Origin of the sequence: Shewanella vesiculosa, from assembly GCF_009994065.1 — a bacterium.
In the GTDB taxonomy this organism is placed as follows: Bacteria; Pseudomonadota; Gammaproteobacteria; order Enterobacterales; family Shewanellaceae; genus Shewanella; species Shewanella vesiculosa.
Map to the genome: position 1 here is coordinate 45,435 of NZ_JAACSD010000003.1, position 14,650 is coordinate 60,084.

The window sequence follows — 14,650 nt, forward strand, 5'->3', positions numbered from 1 at the left end:
AAAGTCCAAATATATAGGAAATAGTGAAATGAAAACTGCTCATGAAATCCGTCCTGGTAACGTGATCATGTTAGATGGCAGCCCATGGGTTGTTCAGAAGACTGAAACAACTCGTTCTGGCCGTAACGCTGCAATCGTTAAGTTAAAATTAAAGAACGTATTGCTAGATTCTGGTACTGAACAAACCTTTAAAGGTGAAGACAAGTTAGACGATATCATTTTAGAACGTCTTGATTGTACTTACTCTTACTTTGCTGACCCTATGTATGTATTCATGGATGAAGAATACAACCAGTATGATGTAGAAGCTGACAACTTAGGTGATGCTGCTGACTATATCATTGATGGTATGGAAGACGTTTGCCAAGTGACTTTCTACAACGAGAAAGCAATTTCTGTTGAATTACCAGTTCACATTGTACGTGAAGTTATCTACACCGAGCCTTCAGCTCGTGGCGACACTTCAGGCAAAGTAATGAAGCCAGCTACCATTACTGGTGGTGGTACTATTACGGTAGCTGACTTTGTTAAAGTGGGTGACAAGATCGAAATTGATACTCGTACAGGCGAGTTCAAAAAGCGCGTTTAATCGCCAGTTAACTTGGGTTATTAGTAAAATAGTAATAACACAAGTCAACTCATTAAAAGCCAGCACTACGTGCTGGCTTTTTTGTTATTAAACCCTATATCACCGCTAAAAACAGCGTCGTAAATAGCATAAAACACTGAAGCAAAGCCTAATTTAGCCCAAAAAACAGTATTTTTGACTGATATTATTATCATTTTTACCCATTTGCCCCTTTCACAATAACGATAAATTCGTTATGGTTCGCTAACTTAAGCCGTATTTAGTTATTGAGAGTAGTATGCGACCCATTATCAAATCCAATAAACTTGACTCTGTTTGCTACGATATCCGTGGACCAGTGCACAAAGAAGCCCGCCGTTTAGAAGACGAAGGTCATCGTATCTTAAAGCTTAATATCGGTAACCCGGCCCCGTTTGGATTTGAAGCGCCAGAAGAAATTGTGCGTGACGTTATTTTAAATCTGCCGAGTGCTCAAGGATATTGTGAGTCAAAAGGCTTATTTTCTGCCCGCAAAGCAATTGTGCAACATTATCAAGCACAGGGTATTTTTGGGGTTGATATTGAAGATATCTATATTGGTAATGGTGTGTCAGAACTTATCGTCATGGCTATGCAAGGATTGCTCAATACTGATGATGAAGTCCTTATCCCCTCACCTGATTACCCGTTATGGACAGCAGCTGCAAACCTCGCTGGCGGCAAAGCAGTGCATTATCGGTGTGATGAGGAAGCGGATTGGTTTCCTGACTTAGATGACATTAATAGTAAAATTAGTAGTCGCACCCGCGCGATAGTATTAATCAATCCAAACAACCCTACTGGTGCTGTGTACAGTAAAGAGTTGTTGTTGCAAGTTATTGAGCTATGTCGCCAGCACGATTTGATTTTATTTGCTGATGAAATTTACGATAAAATTCTCTATGACGAAGCTAAACATATTCCTGCAGCAGGTTTGTCTGATGATATTCTAACTATCACCTTTAATGGCTTATCAAAAGCGTATCGCGCCGCAGGCTTTCGTGTGGGTTGGATGATGTTATCGGGTAATTTAAAAGCCGCTAAAAGCTACATTGAAGGTTTAGAAATGCTTGCTTCAATGCGCTTGTGCGCCAACGTACCCAATCAACATGCGATTCAAACCGCATTGGGCGGCTATCAGTCCATTAATGAGCTGATATTACCTAATGGCCGTTTAACGATTCAGCGTGATGCTGTGTATGAATTACTTAACCAAATTCCTGGTGTCAGTTGCAAAAAGCCTCAAGGTGCCTTGTATGCATTCCCGAAATTAGACATGAAAAAGTTTAATTTACGCGATGACGAACGCTTGGTATTAGATTTACTCAGAAATAAAAAGATTTTGCTAGTTCAAGGCACAGCCTTTAATTGGCCAGAACCGGATCATTTACGCGTGGTTTTTTTACCGTATAAAGAAGATCTAACTAAAGCAATGACTGAATTTGGCAATTTCTTAGAAGATTATCGTCAATAGACACAATATCTCTGCCATAAAATACTAAGCGACTGAACAGTCGCTTTTTTTTATCGATAAGCTGCTGTAAGCTGAGACAAACTATTGAGCGCAGTAAGGAGTCTCATGAGTCATTTATTTGCCCATTTATCACGGATGAAACTGATCCAACGTTGGCCGTTAATGCATAACGTGCGCCGTGAAAACGTTCAAGAGCATTCGCTACAAGTGGCGATGGTCGCTCACGCTTTAGTGATCATCAGTAATAAAAAATTCGCCACTGATTTAGATGCTAATAAAGCGGCTGCGATTGCCATTTATCATGATGCCAGTGAAATTTTGACCGGCGACTTACCGACACCAGTAAAGTACTTTAATAAAGAAATCGAAGCTGAATATAAAAAAATAGAAGCTATAGCAGAACAGCGTATGCTGGAAATGGTCCCTGTTGAGTTTAGAGAAGATTATCGCAGTCTGTTTATCAGTGAAGAAGCCGACCCACAATATAAGGCCATTGTAAAAGCGGCGGATACACTTTGCGCATATTTAAAGTGTTTAGAAGAACAAAAAGCCGGTAATAGTGAATTTAATAGTGCCCGTAAACGTTTAGAACAAATGTTAGACGACAACCCTAACCCTGCTGTAGGTTATTTCCGTGAGTGTTTTATTCCAAGTTTCACATTGAATTTAGACGAAATTAATCAAATGCTGTAAAGGAATTTTATGCCTGATAACACCATCGAGTCCAGTGATACACAACAGAACAGTCGTTGGCTGCAGCGTTTACTCGGTGAAGATAAACAACGCCGAAATGATCATCGTAGTCCATTTCAGCGTGATCGCGCCCGTATTCTGCATTCAGCTGCATTTCGTCGGCTTCAAGCCAAAACACAAGTGCTTGGCGTTGGTATGAATGACTTTTATCGCACTCGGCTGACACATTCATTAGAAGTGTCACAAATTGGTACCGGCATTACTGCTCAACTACGGCGGAAATATCCAGAACTGCGGTATTTACTCAATTCAATGAGCCTAATTGAATCAATTTGTTTAGCCCACGATATAGGTCATCCTCCTTTCGGACACGGCGGTGAAGTGGCATTAAATTACATGATGCGCCATCATGGTGGCTTTGAAGGCAATGGGCAAACCTTTCGGATTTTAACTCGTTTAGAACCCTACACGCCTTCATGGGGAATGAACCTGACCCGCCGAACGTTACTCGGGGTAATGAAATATCCCGCAACTCATGGGCAGTTATTTGTGGATCAACAACGACCAGATATCGTTAATCACCGTCAATTAAAACCCTCAGAATGGCCGCCGGTAAAAGGATTGTTTAATGATGACAAGCCCATTATTGATTGGGTATTAGCGCCATTATCCGAGTCTGACAGGCAATTATTTATCAGCAGTGAACAAAGCCATACGCACCTTGATTATCCCCATTTAAAAACACGCTATAAATCATTTGATTGCTCGATTATGGAGTTGGCTGATGACATAGCTTACGCAGTACACGATCTCGAAGATGCCATTGTCATGGGGATTGTCAACCAACATCAGTGGCAACGCGATGTGGTCGATCAATTAACTGAAATCAAAGATCAATGGCTGATATCGGAAATGGCTAGCATTGGTGGCAAACTGTTTTCCCATGAGCATCATTTACGTAAAGATGCTATCGGTACCTTAGTCAACGGTTTCGTCACCGCGATTGGTATTAGTGCCAATCCGCAGTTTGACGAAGACTTATTAAAATATAATGCCGAACTGGAGCCAGACTTTGCTGCAACATTGCATGTACTGAAACAATTAGTATTCAAGTACGTTATTCGTAAACCGGAAATCCAAATGCTGGAATACAAAGGCCAACAAATTGTGATGGAATTATTTGAAGCATTTGCCTCAGATCCTGAACGTCTTTTACCCGTCAATACTCGTGAGCGATGGTTAGCGGAGCGTAATGAAGGGAATAATTCAATGCGAGTGATTGCCGATTATATTTCTGGCATGACAGATGGATTTGCAAGTCGCTTACATCAGCAACTATTTGGTTCAAAAGCAGCGGGTATTATGGAGTTAAGCAGCGAGCAATAAAATTAATTGCCGCCGTTAAGTTTCCATAAAAAAGCGCTTGGTCATTACGACCAAGCGCTAACGGGTTAGATAAGGGGAAATAACCCACACTTCTCACACTTCACACAAAAAAACATCGGACTGTTTACTTTGGGTACATAAACGCTTGGATTTGATTTAACGTCAGCAGTGGCGTAGCCCCATGAGACTGAGCAACCATAGCACCCACTGCACAAGCAAAATCAATCGCATACTGTGGATTAGTATCAGTGCACAATTGATACAGTAACGACCCTAAAAAAGAATCTCCGGCGCCAACGGTATCAACTACATTGACTAAATAACCTGAATTATAATACTTCTTCCCAGCAATACTCAGTAATGCACCATGACTGCCTTTGGTGACACATAAATAATCGGTATGGGTTTGGACAGCAATAAACTCGAGATTTTGCTCAAGTGAATTAAATGGCGAGCCCATGGCTTTAGCGATTTCGTAGAGTTCATCATCATTGAGCTTAATAAAATCTGCTTGCTTCATTAACTCGACAATACTCTCAAGTTGATAATGTGGCGCACGAAGATTGACATCAAACACACTAAATTTGGCTAAATCTACCAGCGCGGTTAATGTACCAAGTGACACCGCACTTCGACCGATTAAACTGCCAAACACCAACACATCTGAACAATGAACAAGATCTATGATAGCGTCAGTTAATGCGATATTGTCCCAGGCAGTATCGGCGACGATGTCATAAGACGCCGAACCACTTTTATTTAAGCTCACTTGCACTGTACTGGTACTTTTTACGGTATCAATGGCGATACAATTCCGATTAACGCCGCGTTCATCAATGAAAGCCAATAATTCATGACCCAATTGATCGTCGCCAACCGCACTGATCATTGCCCCTTTAATCCCCAAGGCGTTGAGTCTCACACAGACATTTAACGGCGCGCCGCCAACTCGTTTACCGTCAGGAAAACAGTCCCATAATACCTCACCAAAACAGCTGATATTGATATCTTCGGTGGCTTTATGATTGATTAATATACTGTTCATCACTGTTCCTTAGCGTCTAATCTTGCTTGCATAATGGTTTTAATCTCACTTTCTGGTGCATATAAGGCCGCAATCGCTTGGCGATAATCTTGGCAAAAGCTTGCTTGATGACAAAGATCACCAAATAAATCGCTTAACTGTAAAAAAGCCAACGGATCTTGCGCCGTCTTGCTGGCAAAATCGTGTAATTGCGGTGCCATTAGGTCACTAATCGCTAATGTCTGCCCCTGCTGATCGACGCGCTTATCACTGTATAAACACCATGCCGCAATCACTAAAGTCGCCAATGAGCTATCGCGGCCTAAGGCGATATTTTCATTAATCGATGCAATGATAAATTTAGGCAATTTTGCCGAACTTTCTGAGCAAATACGCGCCAAACTGTCTTTAATGTTCGGATTGGCAAAACGTTCAATTAAGGTGTCTTTGTATTGGGTTAAATCAATCCCTTCAAGTTGTTCAATTAACGGCGTGACTTCATCGTCCATAAAGCGGCGTAAGTAGCCTGCAAATAGTGGATCAGATACTGACTCATCAATGGTGGCAAAGCCTTGGATAGATCCTAATAAACCTAATACTGAATGGCCAGCATTTAATAAGCGGATCTTCATTTTTTCAAACGGAGTAACATCAGCAACAAATTGTGCACCGACATTATCTAACGGCGGACGACCATCACTAAAATTATCTTCAATGACCCATTGGCTAAACGCTTCACACGTGATCGGCCATTGATCATTAATACCTAAGGTACTGGCAACATAATCAATGTCGGCTTTGGTGGTCACTGGGGTGATACGATCTACCATCGCATTAGGAAACGAGACATTATCTGCTATCCATTTGCCTAATTGAATATCGTTTTTATTCACAAAGGCCAACAGCATTTTACGAGTCATATCACCGTTATGCTGAATATTGTCACAAGACTGCACCGTAAAAGGTTTCATCCCTTTGATTTTACGTTGCTTCAATGCGGCAGTTAGATAACCAAATGCGGTAATAGGATCTTCTGGATGACTCATGTCATGAATAATATCTGGGTTAGAGTAATCAAACTCACCCGTAGCAGGGTTAAAGTTATAGCCCCCTTCAGTAATTGTCAGTGATACAATTTTAGTATGTTGATGTATCAATCGATCAATCACGGCTTGCTTATTTTCTGGTGCGAACAGAAAATCAATCATAGCACCAATCACTTGATGATCAATCTGACCATTCGGATGACGCACGGTTAAACTGTATAAGTAGTCTTGTTTAACCAACACATCACGTAAACTACGATTGGCTTCTAATAAACCAACGCCACAAATAGCCCAAGATTCAGAGCCCGGCTGTTTTAATAACTCATTAATGTATACCGCTTGATGAGCACGGTGGAAACCGCCAACACCAATGTGAACGATACCTGCTGTTAACTTACTACGATCGTACCTAGGTACATCTACATCACTAGGTAAAGTGGATAAACATTGTTGATTTAAGGTCTTAAGTGGAACGTTTACTTGTTGAGCGTGATGCATATACATGCCTCATAAAATAATAAATGATGGAACTGAATGTTATTTCAATTAAATAACACTTCAGACTAAGACTCATTTGCCGTTGTTCGTATAAGTCTTGGTTCAGCAGTATGATAATTTAATTTTTTATGTCTTCTTAATGCGACATAAGAACAACTAAAATAAATAACAGTACAAACCAGGCAGATGGTTTCAAACAGTGATTTATTAACGGCATAGATCTCCATCGTTGGGCTATAAAACATCACTCTTGCCGCCAAAATGCTAATCATAACTAATGAGAAAAATGCAAAACCATTGAGTAATTTTGTTAATTTACTATTGTCTTCAACGTGAGGATTATCACCTTTGGCCATAGTATCCTGATACTGTGCAATTTGCTTTTGCTCTATTTCATCAGCTTTAATATGTTCAGAATAATCCAAACCTGCACCATATTTATTAGCTAATAAAGTATAAATAATAATGGTGAATATCCACGTAGGAATAAACAAATAATAAAATGAAATAATATCAAGCGTATTTAGGCCAAAACCAAACACGAGTGCTAATGCCCAAGATGTAATTGCCGGAGTGCTCTTGGTTAAATTTTGATATTTAGCCCAATAACGGGTTAAACCAATCTTAGGAAATAGCACGTGTTCAGCAAACACTATGCCTCCCACTGGAACGACTAATAAACCAGCGTAAGTCAATAAGGGTAACATCTGAGTAAATACAAACGGGAAACAGGCAATCACCATGGTCACAAGACCGACTATCGCAGTAGTACGTTCACGAGATTGTTTAACAAATATCGACTGTGCAGCTAATCCTGCGCGATAGAGATTGGCGTTAGCAGTAGTCCAACCGGCAATAATAATAATCACAAAGCCAGAAAAACCTAGAGCTTGATATGCCACATCACCGGGATCGAGTTGGCTAATAGTGGTCTTAAGTATGACGGCAGTCCCCGCCCCCATAATACCTGCGGAGATCCACGCTAAGTAATGACCAAAGAACATCCCGACACCTGATAATAAACCATAACTTTTACGTTTAGCGAAACGAAAAATTGCCATATCAATCAAACCAAAATGAGTAATTGAATTGGCGGCCCATGCAAAACCAATCACTTCGAGCAAGCCAATACCAGGCTCGCCTTTATCATTTAAGCCCGTCCAGATTGAACTATCACCTATCGTCATAAAATCTTGCCAGCTATTGAGAGTGGTGCTACCAATCACATGATTTGATAACGCTGGGAATAACGAAAAAGAACCCGCGATGAAGATAACAAATAACCAAGGCGCACAGATTTTAGAAAAATCTGCCACAGTCGAGAAACCATACATGGCGACCACAACAACAATTGAGCCAACGGCTAATACAATCATCACAAACCATAGACTACTGGGATACCAATTTAACTGTGCGGGAATATCAAACAAGAAGCGAACTGCAGTGGATGATACAGTGATCATTGCTGCCGATATCACCGAAAAGATTACCACGTTTGCCCAATTATAAAGCTTAGTCATCGAATCGCCGGCAATTTTATTTAAGTAATTATATAAACTTAAACGCGTTTCAACCGCAATTGGTGCAGTTAATAGCCACCATGAACACATGGCTAGTAGGTTACCAATAAGTAAGCCTAAAAGAATATCAATGGTCGACGCCCCTAAAGCGACAAACGTTGCCCCAATAACAAATTCAGTTGCGGCAACATGCTCCCCAGCATACAAACCTGCAAAATGTTTCCAACCGTGCAATTTATTTTTGGCAACGGGAAGTTGCTCTTCATTCATCAGTTTGAATGAAGCCTCATGTTGACTTATTGTCATTATTTTTATTTCCTGTTTAGGAGATAAGTAAAACCCTCACCTAAAAACGATGATAAAGTGATACTGTATAACCTTTACTGACTATTTATTATTTCGCTTGAGTAGAAATAATAACCCCATTTATATTTTTATCGTCCTTATTAATGACTAAAGTATTAGTATTAGTATTAGTATTAGTATTAGTATTAGTAAGATTATGGATGCTAACTTACTCGCTGAGTATTATTTAAATCTCAATGTAAGTGTTTTTATATTTATTTTATAAGTATTTTTATATTTTTTATAATTATTTTAGCTTAGCCAATAATCTTTCAGCAGTATATTCATTGGTAATTAATGAATTAATTAATCGGCCTTGTAATGCAGCAAATATCGCATCCACTTTTTGCTGCCCTGCCGCGATACCATAGACAGGATTGGTTAAGTCAATATTTAACGGTGAGCTCATCACCAGTTGATTGATTGAGTTATCAAGTAATTGTCCTTGTTGGTTATAAACCCAACTAATGATTTCACCGATAGCATCATTATTAACTAATGCATCTAACTGAGACTGATTAATGAAACCGTCAAGTAGTAATGGTGGCTCTATGCCCATGTGGCCTATTCCGACAAAAGTCGCATCAGCTTGTTTGACTAATTCAAAAATACTTTTTACCGGCGCCAAGTCATGCAAAAGCTGTTTCTCAGCTACCGAGCTGGCAATAACGGGCAACGGCATTGGGTAGTGCTTAGCTTGTACTCTATTGGCCATACTCACTACGATATCAAAAGCAGATGCTGAACCGTCGAGCATCATATTGCCCAATAACGATACGATTTTATGCTGTGGGCACTGCATTGAAGGTAACTCATCGATACACGCTTTAAGTGCACGGCCAGTGCCAAAAGCTAACGTTTTTGGCTGTTCGGACTTTAAATAACGCTCTAGTACACTCGCGCCACCTTGTGCTAATCCATGAACCGAACTGCTGTCAGCGGGATCGCTTGGTACAATTTCGCATTCTAGTAGGTTAAAGGCCTGAGTCAGTTGATGTCCCAATTCCATGCATTTAGCAATTGGATGGTCTAAACGGACTTGAATTAGGCCCTCACTCACGGCTAAAGCAACTAAACGCTGTGCAGACTGTCTTGATACTTCTAATTTTTGAGCGATTTCATCTTGAGTATTTTTAGCAACATAATATAGCCAGGCAGCACGTGCAGCTTGCTCTAGTCTTGCGAGTTCAGAGTTTGATTTGGTATCCATGCTATCCCTTTTATGCACTATCAACGCACTAATGCTGGCATTAAACGATCAAAATTCTGCCAATGACTTAATACTGGCACTGTTGGAAATACTTGTGATACTCGGTGTAATTCATTATCAAGGCGATCGATAATATGACCACCGCCAACATAATGAATCACGTCCATATTGGCTGTAATTGCAGCACTTACACCAAAATAACTGTCTTCTATGACTAAACAATGCTGAGGCTTTACGCCCATTGCGTCTGCTGCATATAAAAATAAATCGGGAGCAGGTTTGCCTTGTTTAACTTGGCTTGCAGTAAAGATATGACTGCCAAACACCTCGGTTAATCCCACCACCTCTAATGCTCTCGTTGTTCGGGGTAAACTGCTACTGGTTGCAATACAATATGGTACTTTCAAGCTAGACAATACTGATTTGATGCCATCTGTTACCGTTAAATTTTTTTCAAATTCTACAAGTAATTGCTGTCGATACTCTTCCTCAAAATGTTGAGGTAAGCTGGTAGACAATAAACGCTTCACCTTGTCTGCTACAGTTGTAAATTGACAACCTAAAAAGTGTTCTTGTACAAACGCCATGTCAATGGTGCAGCCCAACTCGGCGAGTTTGTCGATTAACACTTTGGCACTAATGACTTCACTGTCGATAATCACGCCATCACAGTCAAAAATAATCAATTGTGTATCAGTGTTCATATACCCGCCTTAACGCTATAAATCAGAACTATAAATCCATTTTACAGCTTGTTGGACATCAAATAACAATCATTTATCCAATATCGTCATAGTTGATAGGCCCACTAATGCTGCATAAGGCGTGTATAGATCACTAAAGCTATTCAATTGCTCTAAAAACACATAATGAGCAAATGCCCCTCTACTGAGCATATTCCCTTTTATAAATATTGATGTCAATCACAAATCTTCAATTAAATAAGCTAAACAAACTTTAGGCATTGCTTATGTAGCCTAGCAAGGAATAAAATATTATTAAATTTCAATGCTGTATTTTTACATTGGTTAATAATTTGCTTCAGAGTCACTTATAAAAGTGAACAAGAAACATACCGTTTTAAATATAAAACAATGACTAATGCTTCAATACCAACCAATTTCACTCAACGAAGGCCTGTTAATTCGTTATGTAAACAAGGCTTTCATGCTGTAATTAACATAAATAACCATAGTATTGTGTACTAGGGTGTTTTAAGTGATAGTGAAATCAAAGCCTTATTGAGATGCGATATTACTGATTTAAAAACACCTAAACCGTAATAAAATTACCAATTATTACGATTTTGTGGTCATCATCACAACAAACAGCCCCTAGAAGATGTAATTTTATTTACAAAGAATGTTTTGCAAAACTGCTTTGTTGAATGTTTTTAAAGGAAACCACTATGACAGTCACCAATACACAAGAACTTGATTTATTAGTAGAACGCGTTGCCAAGGCTCAGGCTGAATTTGCAAACTTTAGCCAAGAAAAAGTAGATGCCATTTTTAGAGCCGCTGCTTTTGCTGCTGCAGATGCGCGTATTTCATTGGCTAAAATGGCGGTAATCGAAACGGGTATGGGTGTATTAGAAGATAAAGTGATTAAAAACCACTTCGCATCTGAATATATTTATAACAAGTATAAAGATGAAAAAACCTGCGGAATTCTTTCCGAAGATATCACCTTTGGTACCATCACCATTGCCGAACCTGTCGGCATTATTTGCGGTATTGTGCCAACCACTAATCCAACATCGACCGCTATTTTTAAAGCGCTTATTAGTTTAAAAACTCGTAATGGGATTATTTTTTCTCCGCATCCAAGAGCCAAAAACTCAACGACTACCGCAGCGAGAATAGTATTAGATGCAGCAGTAGCGGCTGGTGCGCCTAAGGATATTATTGGCTGGATAGATCAACCCAGTGTTGCATTATCAAACCAATTAATGACCCACGCAAAAGTTAATTTAATTTTAGCCACTGGTGGTCCAGGCATGGTTAAAGCCGCCTACTCATCTGGTAAACCTGCTATCGGCGTTGGTGCGGGTAACACTCCTATCGTGATCGACGAAACCGCTGATATTAAACGTGCTGTTAGCTCTATTTTAATGTCAAAAACCTTCGATAATGGTGTTGTGTGTGCGTCTGAACAAGCTGTGATTGTAGTAGACAGTATATATAAGCAAGTTAAAGAACGTTTTGCTCATTACGGTGGTCATATTTTATCTAAAGCTGAAACTGCGGCGATGCAAAATGTCATTCTTAAAAATGGTGGCCTTAATGCTGATATCGTTGGTCAAAGTGCGGTAGCTATTGCGGCCATGGCAGGCTTTGAAGTCCCCAGTAATACTAAAGTACTAATTGGGGAGGTTAACGATATTGATGATGCGGAAGCATTTGCCCACGAGAAATTGTCTCCGTTGTTAGGTATGTATAAAGCCAAAGACTTTAACGAAGCAATGGATAAAGCAGAGGCCTTAGTGACCTTAGGTGGTATCGGTCATACCTCAGGCTTGTATACCGATCAAGACACTCAGACAGAACGTGTTAAAACCTTTGGTTTTAGAATGAAAACTGCACGTATTTTGATTAACACTCCTGCTTCTCAAGGTGGTATTGGTGATTTATACAACTTCAAATTAGCACCGTCATTAACCCTAGGCTGTGGTTCATGGGGCGGTAACTCAATTTCTGAAAACGTTGGCCCAAGCCACTTAATTAATAAAAAAATGGTCGCTAAGAGGGCTGAAAACATGTTGTGGCATAAGCTTCCATCATCAATTTACTTCCGTCGTGGTAGCTTACCAATCGCATTAGAAGAATTAAGCGACAAAAAACGTGCATTAATTATTACTGATAAGTTTTTATTTAATAACGGCTATTGCAACGAGACATTAAAAATCCTTAAAGCACAGGGCCTAGAAACCGAAGTGTTTTATGAAGTAGAAGCAGACCCAACCTTAGCCATCGTGCGCCAAGGTGCTAAAGTGGCACAAAGTTTCCAACCTGATGTAATTATTGCATTAGGTGGTGGCTCACCAATGGATGCAGCTAAAATTATTTGGGTAATGTACGAACACCCTAATGTCGACTTTGCTGATTTAGCATTGCGATTCATGGACATCCGTAAACGTATTTATAAGTTCCCTAAAATGGGACTTAAAGCCCAAATGGTAGCGATACCTACCACATCGGGTACCGGTTCTGAAGTGACTCCGTTTGCAGTAGTCACCGATGAGATCACAGGCAAGAAATACCCTATTGCAGATTATGAATTAACACCTAATATCGCGATTATTGACCCTAACCTTGTGATGAACATGCCCAAGTCATTAACCGCTTTTGGTGGTATTGATGCAATAACTCACGCGTTAGAAGCTTATGTCAGTGTAATGGCAAACGAATACAGCGATGGCCAAGCATTACAAGCGCTCGATTTATTGGTGAAATACTTGCCTGATGCCTATGAGTTAGGTGCCAAAGCCCCTGTCGCTCGTGAAAAAGTACACAATGGTGCGACAATAGCGGGGATTGCTTTTGCCAATGCATTCTTAGGAGTTTGTCACTCAATGGCGCACAAACTGGGTGCAGAGTTCCACTTGGCTCATGGTTTAGCTAATGCATTATTAATCTCTAACGTTATCCGCTTTAACGCGACAGATATGCCAACTAAACAAGCGGCCTTCAGTCAATACGACCGCCCTAAAGCATTATGCCGTTATGCTGCAATTGCAGATCATTTAAAGCTAGGCGGCAAAACGGATCAGCAAAAAGTAGACAAACTAATAGATAAAATCGAAGAGCTGAAAAAGATCATTGGTATTCCTGCATCGATTCAAGAAGCCGGTGTTAATGAAGCAGATTTTATTGCAAAACTGGATCTACTTGCAGAAGACGCGTTTGATGATCAATGTACAGGTGCTAACCCTCGTTACCCATTAATCAGCGAGATTAAGCAAGTGTTACTCGATAGCTTCTATGGCCGTGCTTACAAAGACTAACCAAAAGCGCTATTAGAAATGATAAACGCCTTACACTAGTGTAAGGCGTTTTTTTATCTATCGATATTAAACGAGGCAACCGATACTAGCTTTCGAGCATAATCAGATATTAGGTCTCATCATGATTATCTAAAGCCAACTTCACTGCACTATTAGCGTGGATTAGCGTCGTGTCATACAAAGGCACTGGGGTATGTTGTTGCTGCACCAATAATGCAATCTCGGTACAGCCTAAAATAACCGCCTCGGCTCCTTGGGCAAACAACTTATCAATAATCAATAAATAAGCCTGACGAGACTGTTCATTAATCTGCCCTAAACATAACTCTTGATAAATTACATCATGAACAATGGTCTGATCTGCCGTATTCGGCACCATAACCTCAATAGGATAATTGTCGCTAATACGGTGTTTATAAAAGTCTTGCTCCATAGTAAAACGGGTGCCGAGCAAGCCCACTTTGCTAATACCATCGGCAAGTAGCGCATTGGCTGTGGCATCTGCAATATGCAAAATTGGGATGCCTATTTCGGCTTGTATCTCATCGGCAACCTTGTGCATGGTATTGGTACAAATTAACAAAAAATCAGCACCACCGGCCTCAACAGCTTTAGCGGCATCGGTCAATAACAATGCTGTTTGTTGCCACAAACCTTGATGTTGTAAAGTTTCAATTTCAGCAAAATCGACACTGTATAAACACACTTTCGCTGAATGTAAGCCACCTAACGCGGACTTTACTCCTTGATTAATGGCTTTGTAGTAATTGAGTGTCGACTCCCAACTCATGCCGCCGATCATGCCAATAGTTTTCATGTGCTAATACCTTAAAACAGTCGA

11 protein-coding genes are annotated in these 14,650 nt (G+C 40.1%); 5 read left to right on the forward strand and 6 right to left on the reverse strand.

Annotation, left to right across the window (positions count from 1 at the left end):
• Positions 1-28: 28 nt before the first annotated feature.
• The 4 genes from efp to GW828_RS00325 all read left to right on the forward strand — a co-directional run bounded on the left by efp (position 29) and on the right by GW828_RS00325 (position 4,160).
• Positions 29-589, forward strand: a complete 561-nt coding sequence (efp, locus tag GW828_RS00310; RefSeq protein ID WP_124014963.1) for an elongation factor P — start codon at positions 29-31, stop codon at positions 587-589.
• A gap of 277 nt (positions 590-866) precedes the next feature.
• Positions 867-2,081, forward strand: a complete 1,215-nt coding sequence (locus GW828_RS00315) for a pyridoxal phosphate-dependent aminotransferase (RefSeq protein ID WP_182697430.1) — start codon at positions 867-869, stop codon at positions 2,079-2,081.
• 105 nt (positions 2,082-2,186) lie between these two features.
• Entirely contained in the window at positions 2,187-2,774 is a 588-nt protein-coding gene (yfbR, locus tag GW828_RS00320) for a 5'-deoxynucleotidase (protein ID WP_124014965.1), read from the forward strand.
• Between the two features lie 9 nt (positions 2,775-2,783).
• Positions 2,784-4,160: an anti-phage deoxyguanosine triphosphatase gene (locus tag GW828_RS00325; RefSeq protein WP_273057312.1), complete on the forward strand. Its 1,377-nt coding sequence runs from the start codon at positions 2,784-2,786 to the stop codon at positions 4,158-4,160.
• A gap of 124 nt (positions 4,161-4,284) precedes the next feature.
• Here the strand turns inward: GW828_RS00325 and GW828_RS00330 are convergent, their stop codons facing one another.
• The 5 genes from GW828_RS00330 to GW828_RS00350 form a co-directional block, all read right to left on the reverse strand.
• Positions 4,285-5,205 carry a carbohydrate kinase family protein gene (locus GW828_RS00330; protein WP_273057310.1) on the reverse strand — a complete coding sequence of 307 codons (921 nt, stop codon included), beginning with the start codon at positions 5,203-5,205 and terminating at the stop codon, positions 4,285-4,287.
• The gene (locus tag GW828_RS00335; protein ID WP_420542410.1) at positions 5,205-6,734 is read right to left on the reverse strand and encodes a mannitol dehydrogenase family protein; all 1,530 of its coding nucleotides are present in this window, start codon (positions 6,732-6,734) and stop codon (positions 5,205-5,207) included. The genes GW828_RS00330 and GW828_RS00335 overlap by 1 nt, the downstream gene beginning before the upstream one ends.
• 59 nt (positions 6,735-6,793) lie before the next feature.
• A complete protein-coding gene (locus tag GW828_RS00340; protein ID WP_273057306.1) occupies positions 6,794-8,554 on the reverse strand; it encodes a purine-cytosine permease family protein in 1,761 nt (586 codons plus the stop codon).
• A gap of 286 nt (positions 8,555-8,840) precedes the next feature.
• Positions 8,841-9,803 carry a sugar-binding transcriptional regulator gene (locus tag GW828_RS00345; RefSeq protein WP_124014969.1) on the reverse strand — a complete coding sequence of 321 codons (963 nt, stop codon included), beginning with the start codon at positions 9,801-9,803 and terminating at the stop codon, positions 8,841-8,843.
• Between the two features lie 20 nt (positions 9,804-9,823).
• The gene (locus GW828_RS00350) at positions 9,824-10,507 is read right to left on the reverse strand and encodes an HAD family hydrolase (protein WP_273057304.1); all 684 of its coding nucleotides are present in this window, start codon (positions 10,505-10,507) and stop codon (positions 9,824-9,826) included.
• Positions 10,508-11,211: 704 nt separating this feature from the next.
• Between GW828_RS00350 and adhE the strand changes: the two genes are divergently transcribed.
• On the forward strand, positions 11,212-13,809 hold the full coding sequence (gene adhE / locus GW828_RS00355; protein WP_124014971.1) for a bifunctional acetaldehyde-CoA/alcohol dehydrogenase: 2,598 nt from the start codon (positions 11,212-11,214) through the stop codon (positions 13,807-13,809).
• 109 nt (positions 13,810-13,918) lie between these two features.
• Here adhE and GW828_RS00360 read toward each other — a convergent pair whose 3' ends face one another.
• Positions 13,919-14,626, reverse strand: a complete 708-nt coding sequence (locus tag GW828_RS00360) for an aspartate/glutamate racemase family protein (protein ID WP_182742421.1) — start codon at positions 14,624-14,626, stop codon at positions 13,919-13,921.
• Positions 14,627-14,650 lie beyond the last annotated feature (24 nt).